The following is a 21,561-nucleotide window of genomic DNA, read 5'->3' on the forward strand; positions in this document are numbered from 1 at the left end:
GAGTTCAACCCGGGGTCACCTTGCCCGCAGCACCTCGACGCCCGGCAGCGGCTTGCCTTCCATCCACTCCAGGAACGCGCCGCCGGCGGTGGAAATGTAACTGAAATCGTCGGCGACGCCGGCGTGGTTCAGCGCCGCCACGGTGTCGCCGCCGCCGGCGACCGAGATCAGCTTTTTGGCTTTGGTGCGGGCCGCCGCGTGCTGCGCCGCGACCACGGTGCCGCGATCGAACGGCGTCAGTTCGAAGGCGCCGACCGGGCCGTTCCAGACCAGCGTTTTGGCGTCGTCGATCGCCGCATTGATCCGCTCGATCGAGCGCGGGCCGACGTCGAGGATCATGCTGTCGGGCGGGATCGCGTCGAGCCCATACGCAAACGACGGCGCGTTGGCCTCGAAGTGATACGCCACCGTGGCGTCGACCGGCAGAATGATGGCGCAGTTGGCGGCCTCGGCCTTGGCGAGGATCCGCAGCGCGGTCGCCGCCAGATCCTTTTCGCACAGCGACTTGCCGACCCCGACGCCCTGCGCGTGCAGGAAGGTGTTGGCCATGCCGCCGCCGATCACCAGCGCGTCGACTTTGCTGACCAGGTTTTCGAGAAGGTCGATCTTGCTGGAGACCTTGGCGCCGCCGACGATGGCGATCACCGGATGGGTCGGCGCTTCCAGCGCCTTGTTCAGCGCGCTGAGTTCGGCCTGCATGGTGCGGCCGGCATAGGCGGGGAGCTTGTGGCCGAGGCCTTCGGTGGAGGCATGAGCGCGATGCGCCGCCGAGAACGCGTCGTTGACCCAGATGTCGCCGAGCTTGGCCAGTTCCTCGACGAAGGCGGGGAAGTTCTTTTCCTCGCCGGCGTGGAACCGGGTGTTTTCAAGGCAGAGGATGTCGCCGTCCTTCATCGCCGCGACCTTGTCGGCGACGTCATGGCCGATGCAGTCGTCGACGAACCCGACCGGGTGCTTGAGTACCTCGGCCAGGGCCGCGGCGACCGGCTTCAGCGTGTCCTTCAGATCGCGGCCCTTGGGCCGGCCCAAATGTGCCAGCAGGATGACGCGGCCGCCCTTGTCGGAGATCTCGAGAATGGTCGGCGCGACGCGCTCGAGGCGGGTGGCGTCGGTGACGACGCCCTTGTCCATCGGCACGTTGAGATCGACGCGCAGCAGCACGCGCTTGCCTTTGACATCGACGTCATCGAGGGTGCGGAAGGATTTTGTCATGACTCTGCTCGTCGTTGCCCGCGGGTCTCATCCTTCGAGACGCCTCGCTGCGCTCGGCTCCTCAGGATGAGGGATTGTTCTAGCGGCGAGGAGCAAACGCTCCTCGGGATGAGGTGGTTCTCCTCATGGTGAGGAGCGGGCGAAGCCCGCGTCTCGAACCATGAGGCCGGTGCGCTTCTTATTGTCGGCTTCTTAGATCAGCTTGCCCATCGCCACGGCGGTGTCGGCCATGCGGTTGGAGAAGCCCCATTCATTGTCGTACCAGGACATCACCCGCACCAGCGTGCCGTTCTGGACCTTGGTCTGGTCCATCGCGAAGGTGGACGAGTGCGGGTCGTGGTTGAAGTCGATCGAGACGTTGGGGGCGAAGGTGTAGCCGAGGATGCCCTTCATTTCCTGATCGGCGGCGCGCTTGATCGCCTCGTTGATCTCTTCCTTGGTGGTGGTGCGCTTGGCGATGATCTTGAGATCGACCACCGAAACGTTCGGGGTCGGCACTCGGATCGCGACGCCGTCGAGCTTGCCCTTCAGCTCCGGCAGCACCAGGCCGATCGCCTTGGCCGCACCGGTCGAGGTCGGGATCATCGACATCGCCGCGGCGCGGCCGCGATAGAGGTCCTTGTGCATGGTGTCGAGCGTCGGCTGGTCGCCCGTATAGGCGTGGATCGTGGTCATGAAGCCGGTCTCGATACCGACCAGGTCGTTCAGCACCTTGGCGACCGGGGCCAGGCAGTTGGTGGTGCAGGAGCCGTTGGAGACCACCATGTGGTCGCGGGTCAGCTTGTCGTGGTTGACGCCGAATACGATGGTGGCGTCTGCACCGTCGGACGGCGCCGAGACCAGCACGCGCTTGGCGCCGGCGGTCAGCAGCAATGCCGCCTTGTTGCGGGCGGTGAAGATGCCGGTGCATTCCAGCGCGATGTCGACGCCGAGATCCTTGTAGGGCAGCGCCGAGGGGTCCTTGACCGCGGTGACCTTGATCTTGCCCTTGCCGATGTCGATGGTGTCGCCATCGACCGTCACGGTGCCGGGAAATCGGCCATGCACGGAGTCGAAGCGCAGCAGGTGGGCGTTGGTCTCGACCGGTCCGAGATCGTTGATGCCGACGACCTCGATATCGTCGCGTCCGGCCTCATAAATCGCCCGCAACACGTTGCGGCCGATGCGGCCAAACCCATTGATCGCCACCCGAACTGCCATTCAACTTCTCCTTGGTGCTAATGATATCCATTCTTATGGCGCTTAAGTCTCATTCTTGCGCGGTTTCATGCCCTGAATGGCGATCCGGCGCAATGCGTCATTGTTGTGAGCTGGATTGCGATTCCAGCCGATGGTTACTTGCCGTCCAGCCGGCCGGCGGCGGCGTCGACCACCGCCTCCGCGGTGATGCCGAAGTGCTTGTAGAGGTCCTTGGCCGGGGCGCTGGCACCGAACGTGCTCATGCCGATGAACACCCCGTCCGGCCCGATCACCGCGTCCCAGCCGAACCGCACCGCGGCCTCGATTGCGATCTTCACCGGCGCATTGCCGATGATGGCGTGGCGCAGATGGTCCGGCTGCTGCAGCAGCAATTCCAGCGACGGCACCGACACCACCCGGGCGGCGACGCCGCGCGCGGCCAGCAGCTTCTGCGCCGCGACCGCGATCTCGACCTCGGAGCCCGACGCGAACAGCGACACGCTGGCCTTGCCGTGCGCGGCGATCAGCTCATAGCCGCCATGGGCGCACAGATTGTCGTCGTGCTTGGTGGTCCGCACCGGCGCGAGGTTCTGCCGTGACAGTGCCAGCACGGTCGGTCCGCTGGTATTTTCCAGCGCCAGCTGCCAGCACTCCGCGGTCTCGACCGCGTCGGCCGGGCGGAACACCCGCATGTTCGGCATCGCCCGCAGCGAGGCCAGGTGCTCGACCGGCTGGTGGGTAGGGCCGTCTTCGCCGAGCCCGATCGAATCGTGGGTCATGATGTAAACCACCGGCAGATGCGACAGCGCCGCGATCCGCATCGAGGGCCTGGCGTAGTCGGCGAAGCACATGAAGGTGCCGCCGGCCGGAACGAAGCCGCCGTGGGAGGTGATGCCGTTCATCGCCGCGGCCATGCCCATTTCGCGAATGCCGTAATGGATGTAGCGGCCGCTGAAATCGGTCGGCGTGACGTCCTTGGCGTTTTTGGTGCGGGTGTTGTTGGATGGCGTCAGGTCGGCCGAGCCGAGCACCAATTCCGGCATCGCGCCGACCAGCGCTTCCAGCGCCAGTTCGCTGGCCTTGCGGGTGGCTATGGTCGGCGGCTCGGCGACCAGCTTGTCCTTCAACGCGCGGATCGCCTCGCCGAGTCCGTCTGGGCGGCTGCGGTCGATCACCCGGCGCTGGAATTCGCTGCGCTGCTCCTCCGGCATCGCCGCGAACCGCTCCTGCCAGTCGACATGCGCCGAGGCGCCCTCCTTGCCGGCATTGCGCCAGGCGGAGAGCACGTCGTCGGGAATTTCGAACGGACCGTAATTCCAGCCCAGCGCTTTCTTGGCGCCGGCGAGTTCTTCAGGCCCGAGCGGCTCGCCATGGGCCTTGGAAGTGCCGGCCCGGGTCGGGGCGCCGAATCCGATCGTAGTCTTGCAGGCGATCAGGCTGGGCCGGTCGGAGGATTGCGCAGCGGTGATCGCGGCGGCGATCGCGTGTTGATCGTGGCCGTCGACATGGACCGCGTTCCAGCCATGGGCCTTGAACCGCGCCACCTGGTCGACATTGTCGGTCAGCGTCAGCGGGCCGTCGATCGAGATGCCGTTGTCGTCGTAGAGGAAGATCAGCTTCGACAGCTTGAGGTGGCCGGCCAGCGCGATCGCCTCGTGGCTGACGCCCTCCATCAGGTCGCCGTCGGAGCACAGCACGTAGGTATAGTGATCGACGATATCGCCGAATTCCGCGGCGAGCAGCCGTTCCGCCAGGGCAAAGCCGACCGAGGACGCCACGCCCTGGCCGAGCGGGCCGGTGGTGGTCTCGACCCCACTGGTCATGAAATTCTCCGGATGGCCGGGGGTCTTGGAGCCGAGCTGGCGGAAATTCTTGATCTGGTCGAGGGTGACGTCGGCGTTGCCGGTCAGATAAAGCAGTGCATAGAGCAGCGCCGAACCGTGCCCGGCCGACAGGATGAAGCGGTCGCGGTCCGGCCAATGCGGATCGGCGGCGTCGAATTTCAGGAATTGCGTGAACAGCACGGTGGCGATGTCGGCGGCGCCCATCGGCAGGCCGGGATGGCCGGATTTGGCCTTTTCGACGGCGTCCATCGCCAGCGCGCGGATCGCGTTGGCCATACGGGAATGATCGACCTGCGTCATGATGAAAACCGCCTGAAAACCAGTGTTTGTTGATGTCCCCACCGTGTTGGGACGCGGAGCGCGGGTCCGACACGACGCTTCGTTGCACAGGCGTTGTTGCCGGAAAAGGGCAGAGACAGGGTGAATAGCACCCCCTCCCGGCGAGTCCAAGGCCGCGACCGGCTCCCCTAAAGACGGGTGCCTCTTTACGGTGCATAGCGTTGCGGCGACGTTGCGCTGGGCTTGCTTGCCACGTAAATTTCGGCCTCTAAAGGCTTGTCTGACCGTGGCTTTTGTTTGGACGGCTTTTCCGAAGGGTCGCAGAGACGCATGAAGGATCGACCTGTCAGCGGTTCCCTGGGCGCCGAGTCCATCCCGGCCGAAATCGGCGCGGCGACGCGACGGTTGGCCGCGGCGCTGGAAGCGCTGGAAAGTGCCGCGGAGCGGCGCGCGGAGGCTGACCGCGATGAAGACGAGTTGGCGTCGCGGATCCAGGCTCTGGGTGCCGACCGCTCGCGGCTCGCCGACGAGCTCGACGGCTCGCTGGTGCGCTCGCGCCGGCTGGAGCGCGCGAACCGCGAGATCGCGCAGCGGCTCGACGCGGCGATCGGCAGCATCCGCGCGGTGCTCGATGCCGAGGAGGAGCCGTCATGACCGCGAAGGCTCCGCCCGCCGCCGCCAACCATGTCAACGTCACCATCAATGGCCGGCAGTACCGGATGGCCTGCGAGGAGGGCCAGGAACCGCGGCTGCTAGCTCTTGCCGACAATCTGGAATCGCGGATTCAGGATCTGCGCGGCAAGTTCGGCGAAATCGGCGACGCGCGGCTCGTGGTGATGGCGGCGCTGATCGCGGCCGACGAATTGATCGACGCCAAGGGCCGGATCGCTGCGCTCGAACAGGAGCTCGACGCGCTACGCAGCGGCAGCACCGACGCAATCGACCGCGCCAGCCTCACCAACCGCGCCGTGATCGCGGCGCTGAATTCCGCCGCCGAGCGGATCGAGAAAACCACCCAGGTGCTGAACCGCACCATCGGCGGCGGCATCGCGATCGGTTAGTTGCTAATCTTGCGGCGTCGCTGACTTCAAGCTTGTCATTCCGGGGCGCGAGCAGCCTTGCTGCGAGCGAACCCGGAATCTCGCTGTCCGGCCGTGTGGCGAGATTCCGGGTTCGCTCGCCAAGGGCTCGCGCCCCGGAATGACGCAGTCATTCATTCACTTGCGAAACCGTGCCACCAGTTCGACATGCGGCGTGTGCCGGAATTGATCGACCGGCGTGACGCTGTCGATCGTATAGCCGCCGTCGATCAGTATCTTCGCATCGCGCGCGAAAGTTGAAACGTTGCATGACACCGCGACCACCAGCGGCACACGGCTGGCGGCGAGCTTTTCGGCCTGCGCCTGCGCGCCCTGCCGCGGCGGATCGAACACCACGGCGTCGATGTCGCGCAGTTCCTGCGGCACCAGCGGACGGCGGAACAGGTCGCGGGTCTCGGCCTTGATCGGCCTCAGCCCGGAGGTGGAGGTGATCGCCTTCTGCAACGCCTGCACCGCGGGCTCGTCGCTGTCATAGGCCAGGACGCGCGATTTCGCCGCCAGCCGCAGCGCGAACGGGCCGACGCCGCAGAATAGATCGGCGATCAGTTTGGCCTTGCCGCAATGGGCCAGCACCAACTCTGCCAACGCCTGTTCGCCCGCCGCGGTGGCTTGCAGGAACGCGCCCGGCGGCAGCGCCAGTTGCGCGGCGCCGATCTCGATCACCGGCGGATCGCGCATCAGCACCAGTTCGCCGTGCCGTGTCAGTCGCGCCAGCCGATGCTGCTCGGCGATGCCCGACAACACGCCGATCAGCTTGGTCGGCAGCGGCCCGGAGCCGCGGACATCGACATCGAGTCCGTTATTGGCGGCGGTGACCTGGATATCGAGCGGCTTGCCGACGATGGTCAGCGCTTCCGCCAGCGCCCAGGCGGCGTCGATCGCGCCGGTGAGGCCGGGGTCGAGGATCGGACAATGATCGATCGCGACGATGTCGTGGCTGGAGGCCGCGGCGAAGCCGACCTTCAGCACCTCATGGGTGCCCTTGCGGGCATGCAGCGTGATCCGGCGTCGCCCGGCGCCGTGGGCGTCGATCAGCGGCGCGACCTCGCAGGCGATCCCGGACAGTCGCAGCGTCTCGACCACCAGCCCGCGCTTCCACGTCTGATAGGCCTCCGGCTGCCAGTGCTGGATCGCGCAGCCGCCGCAGACGCCGAAATGCGGGCAGAACGGTTCGATCCGCTGCGGGCTCGGCTGGTCCACCCGCAGCAGCCGGCGGCGGTCGGGATGGCCGTGGACCAGTTCGGCTTCGACGGTCTCGCCGCCCAGCGCGTAGGGCACGTAGACCGTTTCATCGCCGACATAGCCGACGCCATCGCCGCGATGGCCGACATGATCGATGGTGAGAAGCTCAACCACGGCGCGCGCCGAGAAAGAATTCGGCGTTGCCGTCGCCGCCGGCGATCATTGATGCAAACACCTTGATATCTTCGCAGCCAAGCGCGGCCGCGTAGGCGGCGACGTCGTCGCACACCGCCTGATGCACCGCCTCGTCGCGCACCACGCCGCGCTTGGCATGTTTCCGCGTCGCCTCGAATTGCGGCTTGATCAGCGCCAGCAGATGCATCGGCGCCGCCGCCAATGACAGCGCCGCCGGCAGCACCGCCTTCAGCGAGATGAAGCTGGCGTCGATCACCACCACATCCGGCCGCTGCGGCAGCCTTTGGCCCTGGAGACTGCGAATGTCGGTTTCCTCCATTGAGACAATTCTCGGATGGCCATGCAGCGACCCATGCAGTTGGCCGCGCCCGACATCGACCGCGAACACCAGGCTGGCGCCGTTCGCCAGCAGCACCTCGGTGAAGCCGCCGGTGGAGGCGCCAACGTCGAGACAGATATGCCCTTCGATGGGAATCGGATAGTGCTCCAGCGCGCCGGCGAGCTTGACGCCGCCGCGTGACACCCATGGATGTGCGGGCTCTGCCTGCAATACGGCGTCTTCGGCGATGCCTTCCGACGGCTTCGCCACCGGCTTGCCGTCGGCGATCACCAAGCCGGCTTCGATCGCAGCCTGCGCCCTGGCGCGGCTTTCGAACAGCCCGCGCTCGACCAGCACGACATCGGCGCGTTTGCGGGGAGCGCTGTTGCCGGGTCTGGCCAAGTTCAACTCGATGACCGGACGGCGGGCTGCGACAGCCGCTCCGCTGCGAGAGCTACGCAGGCCTCGAACGCGGCCAGATCGCGCCAAAGATCGGCGGGCGGCTGGCGCGGCGTCACCAAGGCACAGCCGTGCAGGTCGAGCGTATGGATCAGCATCAGATTATCGGGCAGGCCAAAATCCTCGACGATGAGGCCGTGCGCATCGACCGTCGCGCCGTTTTGAGTCGCAATGTCGCCGGATCGCGCGACGCGCTCGGCATAGATAGCGGGGTCGTTGCTGTAGCCGAGGCAGAGTTTGCCGCGGCCGGCCATGTAGCCGAGTTCATAGACGGTACCGGCATCGGCGCTCGGTCCGCGAAACGGCGTCAGATTGGCGATGATCGCGGAGGCATCGTTCATCATGGCCTGGTTCCCGTGGAAGATGTTCCGCGACGCGTCGGCCGTGGCAAGATCAACGGCATTGTCGAGCGGGAACAGCCCGATCAGCCCGTAGCGGCTGCAAAGCTCAGCCTTTCGCCGGCCGATGTCAATCGCGTCCGGGAGGAACACGTCGGGGCCTGCGAGATAGATGGTCGTCATCGCGGCGGATCCGTCGTGACTATGAATTCGGCTCCGCGAACTGACCGCTATCCCGCGTGGAGCAGTCGGGCACTGCACAGCCTCATGGTGAGGAGCGCGCCTGCTGGCGCGCGTCTCGAACCATGAGGCGGGATATCTCCTCATCCTTCGAGACGCCCGTCGCCGCCCTTCGGGCAGCGCCGGGCTCCTCAGGATGAGGAGATGTCCCGGTGCTGGCCTTAGGCCAGCTTCACGGTCTCGGCCTGGGCGTCCTTGCCTAGCGCCTCGAAGACCTTCTTGACGATGCCTTTGGCGTCAAGACCGGCGCGGGCATACATCGCGGTGGGGGTGTCGTGGTCCATGAACACGTCCGGTAGCACCATCGAACGCATCCGCACGCCGCCGTCGAGCAGGCCGAGGTCGGACAGCGTCTGCATCACATGGCTGCCGAAGCCACCGATCGAGCCTTCCTCGATGGTGATCAGGATTTCGTGCTCGCGCGCCAACTTTGCCACCATCTCGACGTCGAGCGGCTTCATGAAGCGGGCGTCGGCGACGGTGGTGGAGAGGCCGAGCGTGGCGAGTTCGTCGGCGGCTTTCTCGCATTCGGCGAGGCGGGTGCCGAACGACAACAGCGCCACCTTGCTGCCCTCGCGGATGATGCGGCCCTTGCCGATCTCCAGCGGAACGCCGACATCCGGCATCTCGATGCCGCGGCCTTCGCCGCGCGGATAGCGCACCGCGCTGGGACGGTCGTTGATCGCGACCTGGGTCGCGACCATGTGCACGAGGTCGGCCTCGTCGGCCGCCGCCATGATCACGAAGTTCGGCAGGCAGCCGAGATAGCAGTTGTCGAACGAGCCGGCGTGGGTGGCGCCGTCGGCGCCGACCAGGCCGGCGCGATCGATCGCGAAGCGCACCGGCAGGCTCTGGATCGCGACGTCGTGGACCACCTGGTCGTAGCCGCGCTGCAGGAAGGTCGAATAGATCGCGCAGAACGGCTTGTAGCCTTCGGTGGCAAGGCCGGCGGCGAACGTCACCGCGTGCTGCTCGGCGATGCCGACGTCGAAGGTGCGGGTCGGGAACGCCTTCTGAAAAATGTCGATCCCGGTGCCCGACGGCATCGCCGCGGTGATGCCGATGATCTTGTCGTCCTTCTGCGCTTCCTTGACCAGGCTGGCGCCGAACACGTTTTGATACGACGGCGCATTGGATTTGGCTTTCGCCTGCGCGCCGGTGGCGACGTCGAACTTGACCACTGCGTGATACTTGTCGGCGGCCGCCTCGGCCGGACCGTAGCCCTTGCCCTTCTGGGTGACGACATGGACCAGGATCGGGCCGGTCTCCATGTCGCGGACGTTGGTCAGGACCGGCAGCAGGTGATCGAGATTGTGGCCGTCGACCGGGCCGACATAATAGAAGCCGAGTTCCTCGAACAGCGTGCCGCCGCCGACCATGAAGCCGCGGGAATATTCCTCGGCGCGGGCGGCGCGATCGGCGATCAGCTTCGGCAGATGCTTGCCGAGCTGCTTGCCGGCCTCGCGCAGCGAGCGATAGGTCTTTCCGGAATACAGCCGCGACAGATAGGCCGACATCGCGCCGACCGGCGGCGCGATCGACATGTCGTTGTCGTTGAGAATGACGATCAGCCGGGAGTTCATCGCGCCGGCATTGTTCATCGCCTCATAGGCCATGCCCGCCGACATCGAACCGTCACCGATCACCGCGATAACGTTATTCTTGGCGCCGGACAGATCGCGCGCCACCGCCATGCCGAGGCCCGCAGAAATCGAGGTCGAGGAGTGCGCGGCGCCGAACGGATCGTAATCGCTCTCGGTGCGCTTGGTGAAGCCGGAGAGTCCGCCGCCGGTGCGCAGGGTGCGGATGCGGTCGCGGCGGCCGGTCAGGATCTTGTGCGGATAGGCCTGATGGCCGACGTCCCAGATCAGGCGGTCCCGCGGGGTATCGAATACATAATGGATCGCGGTGGTGAGCTCGACCACGCCGAGGCCGGCGCCGAAATGTCCGCCGGTGACGGAGACCGCATCGATGGTCTCCTGACGCAATTCGTCGGCGACCTGTCGGACCTGATCGACTCTGAGCTTGCGCAGATCGTCCGGCGTGCGAATGGTGTCGAGCAGCGGCGTCTTACTGAATTCGGTCACGGCGTATTCCAGTCTTACCAATGGGGCCGGTGACGCCCCGTTTACGAATGCTCTGGACAATGTCTGCAGGAGTCCCACCCGACTCCCGTCTCCCGCGAGGAGAAACCGATTCTCGAAGCCTATCGTCCGCTTCGTTCGATCAGAGTGACCTGGATCACTCTGCGGCAGCACAGCCCGTCAAGCCCGCGGCGCTGTCATCCTGGCTGGACGGCAGCACTGCGCTCAGCGCATAAGACTATACCTTTACACAAAGCAGCTCCCAAAGCCAACCGCCGGACGCCTACGGCTCGGTCAAGCTGCATAAACTTTCGGCCAATGTGGTTTCCGGCGCGGTTGGGGAACTCGCTGTTGCCGGCAGAACACGGTCGAGACACAGCCCGACGCCGCCCGTGCGGCGGTCATGGCCGGCGTAAGGCGGCTTATTGCACGTCGAGCGGTTCGGTTCCGGTCGGCTGGCCGCTGGCATCGGTGGTGATCTTGTCGACCCGCGCCTCGGCGGTGCGCAGCAGTTCCTCGCAGCGCCGCTTCAAAACCTCGCCGCGCTCATAAATCGCCACGGATTCCTCCAGCGGAACCTTGCCGTCCTCGAGCCGCTTGACGATCGATTCCAGTTCCTCGATCGCGCGCTCGAAGCTCAGCTTCTTGACATCGACATGGGTGGCTTCGGCCATAGCAGTTCCTGGGTGCGTCGCTGCGCGGGGCGACGTAACGACGACAGATGAAGCCGGATGGATCGGACGATCACGCGCCCATCAGGGCGGTGACATGGGCGGCGACCGATTCCTGCAGCCCCTGTAAATCATAGCCGCCCTCGAGCACCGAGACAATCCGGCCGCCGGCGGTGCTGTCGGCGAGATCCATCAGCTTGCGGGTCACCCAGCTGAAATCCTCGGCGCGCAGATTGAGGCTGGCCAACGGGTCGCGATAATGCGCGTCGAATCCCGCCGAGATGATGATCAGTTCGGGCGCGAATTTCGTCAGTTGCGGCAGGATCAGATTGTCGAAGGCGGAACGGAACTTCTCACTGCCGTCTTCCGAGGCCAGCGGCGCGTTGACGATATTGTCGTGCTCGCCGCGCTCGCCGGCGGCGCCGGTGCCGGGGAACAACGGCATCTGGTGAGTCGAACAATACATCACGGTTCGGTCGCCCCAGAAGATGTCCTGGGTGCCGTTGCCGTGATGGACGTCAAAATCCACCACCGCGGCGCGACCGATGCCGTATTTGCGCTGCGCGTAGCGCGCGGCGATCGCCGCATTGCCGAAGAAACAAAACCCCATCGGCTTGGTGATCTCGGCATGATGGCCGGGCGGCCTTGTCGCGACGAAGGCGTTGTCGGCGGCGCCGGTCATCACCGCGTCGGTCGCCGCCGTGGCACCGCCGACGCCGCGCAGCGCCGCCTCGAAGGTGCCGGGCGACATCGAGGTATCACCATCGACATAGACAATACCGGTGGTCGGCGACATGTGCCGCAGCTCGACGATGTAGTGATCGGTGTGACACAGCGCGATGTCTTCCAGCGCCCCCCGCGGTGACTCACCACGCACCAGTGCGCTGAAGCGATCGCCGGCGAGCACCTGATTGACTGCGCGCAGCCGGTCGGCGCGTTCGGGATGGCCCTCGGGCGTATCGTGTTCGAGGCATGCGGAATGTGTCAGGAAATGCGTTGTCATGCGGGCTGCCCGGTCCCTCAGTGCGCGGTTACGACAATTGTATAATGTAGAGGCTTGCCGCGCATTGCGAAAGGGCAGCTTAAGGCTTAGGCGCCAGATCGCTCAATTCAGACGCAAAATGCGGTTCGAAGGCGGCGGCGCGATCGGACTGTTGGCCTTGAAATAGCCGAACAGCGCGTCGACGTCGTAGACTCCGGTGCGTGGCGCGTCGCCCTGCTTGAACGCGCTGAAGCCGTCACCGCCGACCGCCAGGAACGCGTTCACGGTGACGCGATAGGGGGTGCCGGGGTCGATCGGCGCCCCGTTCAACAGCATCTTCTCGGCCAGAATGCGCTGGCCGGGCAGGCCGGCATTGTCCCAGGCATAGCTGAAATTGCCTGACACCTGCAGGATTCGCGGCCGCGCCGGATCGAGCCATTGCTGCTCCAGCGCGGCCTTGATCTGCGCTCCGGTCAGGGTCAGCGTCACCAGCTGATTGCGGAATGGCTGGCTGGCGAACACGTCGCCATAGCTGACCGCGCCATCGGCGTTCTTGACGATATCGGCGCGCACGCCGCCGGGATTGGTGAAGGCGACCGCCGCGCCGCCGTCGGCCGCGGTCGCGGCAAGCTGGGCGTCGGCGACGACGTCACCGAGCGCGCTTTCGCCGGCTTGGTTCGGCACCCGCGACAGCGTCGCGCTGACCGAGCCGGCGGGGCGGGCGGCAATCGGACCGGCCAACTGGTCATAGGCCGCGATCAGCTTGGTCTGATCCGCATCCTTGGCGAGCGTCGCGGTACGGACGATGACGTTGTCGGCCTTCGCGGTCACGACGTCGCGGCTGACCGGATCGAGCTTGAGGTCGATGGCGGTGACGATGGTGCCGTATTTGTCGCCGCTGGTGACCAGGCGGCCGTCGATCTCGCAGGTATAGGCGCGGTGGGTGTGGCCGCTGACCACGACGTCGACCGCGCGATCGAATTTCTTGACGATGTCGACGATCGGCCCGGAAATCCCCGGGCATTCGTTGTGGCCGCCGCTCGGCAGGCCGCCCTCGTGAATCAGCACCACGATGGCCTCGACGCCGCGCGCCTTCAGCTCCGCGACGGCGGCGTTGACGGTGTCGGCCTCGTCCCTGAATTCGAGCCCGGCGACGCCCGGCGGGGACACCATGTTCGGCGTGCCCTTCAGCGTCAGGCCGATGAATCCGACCGGAATACCGCCGAATTCCCGGATCGCGTAAGCAGGAAAGATCGTCTGCCCGGTCGCGGTCTCGACCGTGGAGGCGGCGAGATACTTGAAACGCGCGCCGAGAAACGGGTGCGGGCCGAGGCAATTGTCGACCGGATGGCAGCCGCCGTTCTGCATCCGCAGCAGTTCGGTCTTGCCCTCGTCGAATTCGTGGTTGCCGACCGAGGCCAGTTCCAGCCCCATCAGCGACAGCGACTCGATGGTGGGCTCGTCGTGAAACATCGCGGACAGGAACGGGCTGGCGCCGATCAGGTCGCCGGCGGCGACGAAGATCGTGTTGGCATGGCCGTCGCGCAACTGTTTCACCAGCGTCGCCATATGCTCGGCGCCGCCCGCCGGCACCGCGATGGTCTTGCTCGGGTCGGTGGGATCGGCGATCGCGATGCCGCCCGCGGGCGGTCGCAGATAGCCGTGAAAATCATTGATCGCGAGAATCCGCAGCTCGACCGGCGCGGCCGTCTGCGCGTCGCCGCGAGAGGTTGCGCTCGCCAGCAGCAACGCGGCGGCCAATATTGCGAAGCGATTCATCATCCGCATCATATTCGCGGTCCGCGACAAGTGTTCGAAGAGGAATCGAAAGTCGATCATGCGAGGCCATATCCGCCGAGCAGTTCGGCTGCCGCAACCCAAACCTGCTTCGCGGTCGGGGCGCAAGCGTCGAACGACCGTGGCGTCCGGTCGATTGATCCATTAGAAACAGAATCTCACGTTTGCAAGCCGCCGCGCATCGCTCCCGCAAGCGCCGGCGGAGAGCCGCAAGGATTCCAGATGACATCTCGTTCGTTCGTGGCCGGAGTCCTGGCCGTCGTCGCATCGATCTCGGTCGCCGCCGCGCAACAGCTCAATCGCTCGGCGTTGCCGGCGGATGCCAGCCCGCGCCTGGCCGACATCATGGAAGCCATTCAGGCGCGGCACATCAAGCTGTGGTTCGCCGGCAAGAACCACAACTGGGACCTTGCGGCCTATGAGGCGGCGCAGATCAGGGCCCGGCTGGAGGATGCCGCGCGGTTCTACCAGGACCTTCCGGTCACCGAAGTGACGACGATGGGGGCGCCGTTGGATGCCCTGTCCGAGGCGGTCAAGGCCAAGGATACGACGAAATTCGCCAGCGCGTTCGATCAGCTGACCGCCGGCTGCAATTCCTGCCATCAGTCGATCGAGCGAAGCTTCATCGCGATCCAGACCCCGACAGCGCAGCCGTTCAGCAATCAGTCGTTCGCGCCGGCGAAGAAGTAACAGGGCGAGTCGGTTCCGGCGACCTCAATCGCCGTCGCGTTGGAGACCCGCCGTTGCGCCGCTCTGCAGCCAGATGAAGGTCGCGCCCGCCAGCAGCGCCATCGCCACCATCAGGCTGGCGGTGGTCAGCACCGGATGCCCGAGCGGCTGCAGCAGCGCCACCATGGCGCTGGCGCAGGCGCTGATCAGCATCTGCAGGCAACGGATCGCGCCCGAGGCGGCGCCGGCGACCTCCGCCATGTTGCGCATCGCCTCGTGATTGGCGTTGGGCCCAATCAGCCCGAACGACACCATCACCAGCGCCACCAGCGGCATCAACATCGCGGCGCGCGCGAGACCCAGCGGCTCCAGTGCCAGGATCGCCAGCGCGCTCGCGCCCATCAGCCCGAGGCCCAACCCGACCAGCCGGCGCGACGGCACCTGCCGCTTGCTCAATGCGCCGCTCAGCAACGAGCCGACCATCACGCTGCCGGAGGTCACGCCGTAGATCACCGCGAATTCGGACCTTGAGAGCTGCAGCGCCCCCATCAACACCGCCGACGCGCCGGAGATGAAGCTGAACATGCAGGAGAAGGCGAAGGCGAACACCAGCGTGTAGCCGACGAACGAGCGGTCGGTCAGCACGCTGCGGTAGCCAGCCAGCAGTTGCGACGGATGCAGCGACCGCCGCTGCTTCGCCGGCAGCGATTCCCGAAAGCCGAGTGTGCCGATCGCCAGCAGCACGCCGATCGACGCCTCGGCGACATAGATCATCCGCCAGCCGCTGAATGCCATGATCGCGGCGCCGAGCATCGGCACCACCATCGGGGCGATGCTGAACACCGCGAAGATCGTCGACAGCTTGCCGCGCGCGGTGGCGTGGTCGTACAGATCGCGGACGATCGCGAGCGGCAGGATCACGCAGATTCCGGCGGCGATGCCTTGCAGCGCGCGAAACCCAAGCAGCATCTCGAAGCTGGTCGAGAGCGCGCAGGCCAGCGCGGCGGCGGCGTACAGCGCCAGCCCGGCCAGCAGCGTGCCACGGCGGCCGAAGCGGTCCGCCACCGGCCCGCCGAACAGCGGCGCGATCGCAAAGCCGAGCAGAAACAGGCTGAGCGTCAGCGCGCCGCGGCCGGCGCCATTGGCGAATTCGGCTTCGATCGCCGGCAGGCCGGGCAAGCCGGTGTCGATCGAGATCGGCGGCAGCGCCGACAGCGCGCCGAGAAAGGCGGTGAGAACAAATCCCTTGCGCCTGTGACCCAAGGCCATCCCGATCCGAAGCGGAGAAGGCGATGGCCGTTCTCGTCATCCGGCGCGACCATAGGCGATCCAGCGAAAAAGGCTATCGCGCGCGAAACGATCCATTCTGATGAAGCCGGGTTTTCCGAATGGCAACGCCCGCGCGATGCGCTAGCATCGATCGGCGATCCGCAGCCTGCCGTAGAGTTGAGAATGATTGCCAATATTGATCCGGTGCAAGACCAGCCCGCTTCCGACTTGAATTGGGACTACCCCAAGCCCTTCACACTGACCGTCGTCCCCGGCGCCGCCGATATCGACGGCCTGAACCACACCAACAACGCGGTCTATGTCCGCTGGTGCGAGGCGATCGGCTGGGCGCATTCCGAGGCGCTGGGACTCAGCCTCGCGGACTGGACCCGGCTCGATCGGGCGCTGGCGATCCGGCGCGGCGAATATGATTATCTGCTACCGAGCGTCGTCGGCGACGACTTGCTGCTCGGCACCTGGATCACCGGCTACGACGGCCGGCTGATCCTGGAGCGGCGGTTTCAGCTGATTAATGTGCGGCAACGATCGACCGTGATGCGCGGACGCTGGGACGTGGTCAGCATCGAGATGAGCACCGGACGGCCGCGCCGCCTGGCGCCGGAATTCGCCGCGGCCTACCTGCCGGTGTTGGTCGCGCAGGATGCGGCGAAGTAATTACGATCTGGAATCTGCGGTCATTCCGGGGCGCGAGGCCGCAGGCCGAGCGAACCCGGAATCTTGCCGCGCGCCAAGAGCTGCAATCATCGCGAGATTCCGGGTTCGCTCGCAGCAAAGCTGCTCTCGCCCCGGAATGACGGAATTCTTGGTTGCGGGCGCGCCATTTAATAGTTAGTTGCGCTATTCGGCTGCCGCCACGCCGCTGGCCTGAGCGCCGACGGCCGCCCGTGCATCCAGTTCGGCCTTGAATTCGTCGATCGACCGGCTCTCGCGCAGTTTGCGGCCGGTCACCGGCTTGTAGATGCTCTTGTAGAAATCGCAGCTGCGGCACACCGGCCTGAACTCGCCGCGCTGCTGTTCGTCGATCAGCGTCATATAGGCTTGGTTTTGCGCCGACAGAATTTCGCGCAGTGGCTGCTGGTGCAGGTCGCCGATCCGCAAGGTCGCTTCCGCGTCGCGGCAGGCACAGCCGTTGACGATGCCGGTCGCCATGATCTGAACCTGCTCGAACAGCAGTGTGCAGGCGCCCATCTTGTAGACCGCCTCTTCGCCCTTGATCTCCATGTCGAGGCCGCGCAGATCCTGCTTGGTGACCATGCCGCCCCAATTGTTGTACAGCGCGCTCGCCGGCCGGACCTTGACGCCGGCGCGTTTGAACCGGTTGAGGCTGGTCATCAGCTCCGATTTTGCATGCCGCGACGCGGCCCGGGTGGATTTGATGCTGAATTCGAGGCCGAAGCGCTTCTCGCCCATCAGGCTGTAAAGGGTGTCGAGATTCTTCAGCAGCCGGCGATACACATTGTCGGTCGATTGGGTGATCGCCTTGAAGGTCTCACGGTCATGGCCGTAGATACTGATGTGGATCGAGGTCAGCTTGCGCAGCCGCGTCAGGCGGGCGATGTCATCGGCGTCCGGAACCGTGAAATTGGTGAAGAAGGAATATCCGGCGACGCGCGGCTCGGCGTCGAGGAAATCCAGCTTGTCGAACACGTGCTTGTCCATGAACACGTCGCCGGTGCACGGCGTCAGGTGAAAATTGGTGAAGCCCATGTCGAGCGCCTGGCGCACGGTGTCGCGGAAGAAGTCGTCCTTCATCGACACCTTCGGGCTGGTTTTCTTCGGATAGGCGCAGAAGCAGCAATCGAGATTGCAGGTGCTGGAAATTTCGATGTGCAGCAACTGCCCGCCGGCCGGAACGAATTCGCGGCCGCGCCGGCGATTGAAATTGATCGCGACGGATTGCACGAGATTCTTGGCGTGCTGCGCCAGAACCGCCGGATTGGACAATCGTCGCGTCATGATGAGTCGCCCGCTGGAGGGAGGCCAAATTGCCTCACCACGAAATGACAGATCGTGCTGTTCGAAATGGACGACAGGATATCAGCAGCCGCTGGCATCGGGCAATCGCCGTGATGCGTTGCAGGCGGACCGTCCCTATCCCTTCTTTCTTGAGAAGAACCGCGTGAACGCGGCGATCGCCTCGCTGGATTTCATCCGCTCGCTGAATAGCTTGGTTTCCTGATCGATCCTTGTGGTGAGATCCTCGGCCGGCGGCCGCAGCAGCTTGCGCGAGATCGCCACCGCTTCGGCCGGCAAGGCGCAGATCTCCTGCGCGGCCTTGCGCGCGGCGGCCTCGAGTTGATCCGGCGCCACCACGTCGTTGACGAAGCCGGCCTCGCGCGCCTGCTCGGCGCTCAGCTTGCGGCCCATCACCAGCATCGAGAACGCGCGGTGGTGCCCCATTGCGCGCGGCGCCAGCAGGCTGGAGGCACCTTCCGGCACCAGCCCGAGCTGAATGAACGGCGTCGAGAACGTCGCGCTGGTCGAGGCCAGCACGTGATCGCAATGGAACAGCAGCGTGGTGCCGATCCCGATCGCCAGCCCATCCACCGCGGCGATCAGCGGCTTGCCGTTGCGCGCCAGCGCATAGAGGAAATTGGTGGCATTGGAGACGCGCGGCGCGCCACTGGCATCAAGGCCGGCTTTGAGAAAATCGTCGAGATCGTTGCCGGAGGTGAACACGCCGGCGCTTCCGGTGATCATCAGGCAGCGGATCGCGGCGTTGTCCTGCGCCGAATCGATCGCCTCGCTAAGCGTGCGATACATCTCCTGGGTCAGCGCGTTCTTCTTCTCCGGCCGCCGCAGTGTAATGACGCGCGTCGCCTCGTCGTCGGTGACCGTCAGATGCCCGGACATGACTGCACTCCCATTCTTCCCGCCTCGATGGCGGGTGTTTTGTTCGATTTTTCGGTCCGGAAGTCTTGCGGCAGACTGCCTGAAGTTCGCCGCAAGATGGTCGCAAGAATTATGCGAGCAAAACCGCGTCCGCCGCCGTCACGCAGTCAGCGCTATCGATCACGGTGCGCTCCAGCGCGCCGGCCTGCACCGAAATGTTCTCGGCGAAGAACCGTGCCAGCGTCACGTAGCGCTCGCCGCCGTCGGCGTCGCGCGCCGCCAGCGCCTCGGCCGCCAGCGCGCAGCCGCCGAGCGTCGAGCCGAACAGCCGCAGATACGGCGTGGCACCGGCCAGCGCCTCGTTCGGCGCCGAGGCCAAGTGCTCCTGCAGCCAGCGGCTGGTGCGCTCCAGTGACGCCAGCGCGTCGCGCAGCTTCACGCCGGTGGTGCCGAACGCCGGATCGTTCGAGGCCTCGACGTCTTTGACGATCAGCGCCAACTCGTCGAGCAGCGCCCACACCGACGCGCCGCCATTGACACCGAGCTTGCGGGTGACGAGATCGATCGCCTGGATGCCGTTGGTGCCCTCGTAGATCGAGGTGATCCGCGCGTCGCGCATGTGCTGCGCGGCGCCGGTTTCCTCGATGAAGCCCATGCCGCCATGGACCTGGACGCCGAGCGTGGCGACCTCATTGCCGACGTCGGTGGAGAACGCTTTGGCGATCGGCGTCAACAGCGCACCGCGCGCGGCGGCGGCGGCCTTCACCTTCGGATCGGTCGAACGACCGGCGATGTCGAGCGCGACGGCGGTCGAATAGCAGATGGTGCGGGCGGCTGCGGTCAACGCGCGCATCTGCATCAGCATCCGCTTGACGTCGGGATGCACGATGATCGGATCGGACTTGTCGCCCTTGGTGCCGGGCGCGCGGCCCTGCTTGCGCTCCTGGGCGAACGTCAGCGCTTCCTGATAGGCGCGATCGGCGATGCCGACGCCTTCGAGGCCGACGCCGAGCCGGGCCTGGTTCATCATGGTGAACATGCACAGCATGCCGCGGTTTTCCTCGCCGACCAGATAGCCGACCGCACCGCCATGATCGCCCATGGTCATGGTGCAGGTCGGCGAGGCGTGCATGCCGAGCTTGTGCTCGACGCCGCTGGGATGGATGTCGTTGCGCTTGCCGAGCGAGCCGTCGGCGTTGACCAGGAATTTCGGAATCAGGAACAGCGAGATCCCCTTGGTGCCCGGCGGCGCATCGGGCAATCGCGCCAGCACGAAATGCACGATGTTATCGGTCATGTCGTGATCACCGTAGGTGATGAAGATCTTGGTGCCGTGGATCCGGTAGCTGCCGTCGCCGGCGCGCTCGGCGCGGCTGCGCAACGCGCCGACATCGGAGCCGGCCTGCGGTTCGGTCAGCAGCATGGTGCCGGTCCATTCGCCGGACACCAGCTTCTCCAGATAGACTCGCTTCAGTTCGTCGCTGCCATGGGCGTCGAGCGCCTCGATCGCGCTCAGCGTCAACAGCGGGCACAGCCCGAACGCGGCGTTCGACGCCGCCCAGATCTCGGTGCAGACGGCATTGATCGCCAGCGGCAGGCCCTGGCCGCCGAACGCCTCGGGACCGGACACTGCATTCCAGCCCGCCGCGATCCAGCGCTGGTAGGCGTCGGGCCAGCCGGGCGCGGTTGTGACCTTGCCGTGTTCGAGCTTGATGCCGTGCTCGTCGCCGACCCGGTTCAGCGGCGCCAACACGTCGCTGGCGAACCGGCCGGCCTCCTGCAGCACCTGCTCGGTGATCTCGCTGTCATAGTCGCCGTAATGGCCGGCGGCGAGCGCTGCCTGCATGCCCGCGCCGTGATTGAGCGCGAGCAGGATGTCGTCGATCGGGGCGCGGTAGGTCATGACATGGTCTCGGTTGACGGAGGGCTCAGCCCTATTCCCACGAAAACCGCCGGCTCTCAACTGTCTGCCGGTCGATTCGAGGGCGGACCCGCCCAGTTAGGCGGTTGAAATCGCTGGGCTGTCTCTATAGACCGGCGTTGCCAGAGGAAATCCGCTTGGGCTATCGCCCCGCCGCTTTCCGAAACAGGTCAATTGGGGCGTCGCCAAGTGGTAAGGCAGGGGATTTTGATTCCCCCATGCGGAGGTTCGAATCCTCCCGCCCCAGCCAGGCAGGCTCGATTTCAGAGAATGTCCTTCTCTAAGAGAGAAAACGCCCCAAATAGGGACTTTTTCAGCGGTCAATCTCCAGAGGCCGATGTTGGCACTCTTGGCATGGCAAATTCCCGAAAGTCTCTGTCAAATATAACGGAAATTCCCATTTTCTGGAGACCACGCTCAGTAGACCGGAGAACAAAACCACTGCGGGCAAGAGGCCCCCCTCTGCTGAGCTCATGGTTGTGGGCCATTCGCCAAAGGCGAAATTGATGGTGACGATGATTGAGGTGCGCTCGTAAATCCGGCTGATGAGGTGGAACAGGAACTGGCCACCGGCTTGGGCGAACGGCAGATAGCCGAGTTCGTCGAGGATGACGACGTCGAGGCGGGGTGAGATAGTCGGCCAGCCTGGCCTGGCGGCCCGCCCGGGCCTCGGCTTCCAGTCGGTTGACGAGATCGACGGTGGCGAAGAAGCGGCCGCGCCCGCCCGCCCGGATGCAATTGTGGGCACTCGCGATCGCCAGATGGATCTTGCCGGTTCCAGTGCCGCCGATCAACACATGTTGCGGTGCTGGGTGATGAAGCCGCCGCCGGCGAGGTCGCGGACCAACGCCCTATCTGCTGTTTTCGATCGGCTGGTTCGTCTTCGTCTATGTGCCGCTAGCGCATTGGGGCCGCTTCACCGCGCCCTCCCGGGTCGGCTCATCGTCGGTGTGGCGCCACAAATCGGG

General features: G+C 65.5%; 18 protein-coding genes, 1 tRNA gene and 1 pseudogene. 5 read left to right on the forward strand and 15 right to left on the reverse strand.

Translation table 11 applies throughout. The features are described 5' to 3' along the window. Positions 1-15: 15 nt before the first annotated feature. From HXX15_RS19490 to tkt, 3 genes are all read right to left on the reverse strand, one after another. A complete protein-coding gene (locus HXX15_RS19490; protein WP_296518053.1) occupies positions 16-1,212 on the reverse strand; it encodes a phosphoglycerate kinase in 1,197 nt (398 codons plus the stop codon). Between the two features lie 192 nt (positions 1,213-1,404). After that, positions 1,405-2,412, reverse strand: coding sequence for a type I glyceraldehyde-3-phosphate dehydrogenase (gap, locus tag HXX15_RS19495; RefSeq protein WP_296518054.1), 1,008 nt, complete (start codon positions 2,410-2,412; stop codon positions 1,405-1,407). Positions 2,413-2,546: 134 nt separating this feature from the next. Continuing rightward, a complete protein-coding gene (gene tkt, locus HXX15_RS19500; RefSeq protein ID WP_296518055.1) occupies positions 2,547-4,535 on the reverse strand; it encodes a transketolase in 1,989 nt (662 codons plus the stop codon). A 309-nt stretch (positions 4,536-4,844) separates the two neighbouring features. On the opposite strand from tkt, the gene HXX15_RS19505 reads away from it, so the two are divergent. Together HXX15_RS19505 and HXX15_RS19510 are read left to right on the forward strand one after the other, a co-directional pair. Beyond that, on the forward strand, positions 4,845-5,168 hold the full coding sequence (locus HXX15_RS19505; protein ID WP_296518228.1) for a DUF4164 domain-containing protein: 324 nt from the start codon (positions 4,845-4,847) through the stop codon (positions 5,166-5,168). Beyond that, positions 5,165-5,575 (forward strand): cell division protein ZapA, encoded by a 411-nt coding sequence (locus HXX15_RS19510; protein WP_296518056.1) that lies wholly within the window; start codon positions 5,165-5,167, stop codon positions 5,573-5,575. The genes HXX15_RS19505 and HXX15_RS19510 overlap by 4 nt, the downstream gene beginning before the upstream one ends. Positions 5,576-5,731: 156 nt before the next feature. Here HXX15_RS19510 and HXX15_RS19515 read toward each other — a convergent pair whose 3' ends face one another. From HXX15_RS19515 to HXX15_RS19545, 7 genes are all read right to left on the reverse strand, one after another. Then, entirely contained in the window at positions 5,732-6,970 is a 1,239-nt protein-coding gene (locus HXX15_RS19515) for an RNA methyltransferase (protein ID WP_296518057.1), read from the reverse strand. Beyond that, positions 6,963-7,712 (reverse strand): TlyA family RNA methyltransferase, encoded by a 750-nt coding sequence (locus tag HXX15_RS19520; protein WP_296518058.1) that lies wholly within the window; start codon positions 7,710-7,712, stop codon positions 6,963-6,965. Before HXX15_RS19520 ends, HXX15_RS19515 begins: the two co-directional genes overlap by 8 nt. A 2-nt stretch (positions 7,713-7,714) precedes the next feature. After that, positions 7,715-8,290 (reverse strand): nucleoside 2-deoxyribosyltransferase, encoded by a 576-nt coding sequence (locus HXX15_RS19525; RefSeq protein WP_296518060.1) that lies wholly within the window; start codon positions 8,288-8,290, stop codon positions 7,715-7,717. 218 nt (positions 8,291-8,508) lie between these two features. Beyond that, positions 8,509-10,434 carry a 1-deoxy-D-xylulose-5-phosphate synthase gene (gene dxs, locus HXX15_RS19530; RefSeq protein ID WP_296518061.1) on the reverse strand — a complete coding sequence of 642 codons (1,926 nt, stop codon included), beginning with the start codon at positions 10,432-10,434 and terminating at the stop codon, positions 8,509-8,511. 419 nt (positions 10,435-10,853) lie between these two features. Continuing rightward, entirely contained in the window at positions 10,854-11,105 is a 252-nt protein-coding gene (locus HXX15_RS19535; protein ID WP_296518063.1) for an exodeoxyribonuclease VII small subunit, read from the reverse strand. A 70-nt stretch (positions 11,106-11,175) separates the two neighbouring features. Continuing rightward, positions 11,176-12,105, reverse strand: coding sequence for a histone deacetylase family protein (locus HXX15_RS19540; RefSeq protein ID WP_296518064.1), 930 nt, complete (start codon positions 12,103-12,105; stop codon positions 11,176-11,178). A gap of 102 nt (positions 12,106-12,207) precedes the next feature. Next, positions 12,208-13,875 (reverse strand): bifunctional UDP-sugar hydrolase/5'-nucleotidase, encoded by a 1,668-nt coding sequence (locus HXX15_RS19545; protein ID WP_296518230.1) that lies wholly within the window; start codon positions 13,873-13,875, stop codon positions 12,208-12,210. Between the two features lie 228 nt (positions 13,876-14,103). On the opposite strand from HXX15_RS19545, the gene HXX15_RS19550 reads away from it, so the two are divergent. Further along, positions 14,104-14,571: a hypothetical protein gene (locus tag HXX15_RS19550; RefSeq protein ID WP_296518066.1), complete on the forward strand. Its 468-nt coding sequence runs from the start codon at positions 14,104-14,106 to the stop codon at positions 14,569-14,571. A 24-nt stretch (positions 14,572-14,595) separates the two neighbouring features. On the opposite strand, the gene HXX15_RS19555 is transcribed toward HXX15_RS19550, so the two are convergent. Continuing rightward, complete coding sequence (locus tag HXX15_RS19555; protein WP_296518067.1) at positions 14,596-15,819, reverse strand: multidrug effflux MFS transporter; 1,224 nt, start codon at positions 15,817-15,819, stop codon at positions 14,596-14,598. Between the two features lie 183 nt (positions 15,820-16,002). On the opposite strand from HXX15_RS19555, the gene HXX15_RS19560 reads away from it, so the two are divergent. Further along, on the forward strand, positions 16,003-16,494 hold the full coding sequence (locus tag HXX15_RS19560) for a thioesterase family protein (RefSeq protein WP_296518069.1): 492 nt from the start codon (positions 16,003-16,005) through the stop codon (positions 16,492-16,494). Positions 16,495-16,677: 183 nt separating this feature from the next. On the opposite strand, the gene HXX15_RS19565 is transcribed toward HXX15_RS19560, so the two are convergent. From HXX15_RS19565 to HXX15_RS19575, 3 genes are all read right to left on the reverse strand, one after another. Further along, a complete protein-coding gene (locus HXX15_RS19565; protein WP_296518071.1) occupies positions 16,678-17,796 on the reverse strand; it encodes a radical SAM/SPASM domain-containing protein in 1,119 nt (372 codons plus the stop codon). A 135-nt stretch (positions 17,797-17,931) separates the two neighbouring features. Next, complete coding sequence (locus HXX15_RS19570; protein ID WP_296518073.1) at positions 17,932-18,693, reverse strand: crotonase/enoyl-CoA hydratase family protein; 762 nt, start codon at positions 18,691-18,693, stop codon at positions 17,932-17,934. Between the two features lie 109 nt (positions 18,694-18,802). Then, on the reverse strand, positions 18,803-20,575 hold the full coding sequence (locus HXX15_RS19575; RefSeq protein WP_296518074.1) for an acyl-CoA dehydrogenase: 1,773 nt from the start codon (positions 20,573-20,575) through the stop codon (positions 18,803-18,805). A gap of 193 nt (positions 20,576-20,768) precedes the next feature. Between HXX15_RS19575 and HXX15_RS19580 the strand changes: the two genes are divergently transcribed. Beyond that, positions 20,769-20,843 (forward strand) — tRNA-Gln (locus HXX15_RS19580). A gap of 228 nt (positions 20,844-21,071) precedes the next feature. Here HXX15_RS19580 and HXX15_RS19585 read toward each other — a convergent pair. Then, a pseudogene (locus tag HXX15_RS19585) lies at positions 21,072-21,440 on the reverse strand (ATP-binding protein); the annotation flags it as partial. Positions 21,441-21,561: the final 121 nt, after the last annotated feature.

This window comes from Rhodopseudomonas sp., from assembly GCF_013377015.1.
Lineage (GTDB): Bacteria > Pseudomonadota > Alphaproteobacteria > Rhizobiales > Xanthobacteraceae > JARJEH01.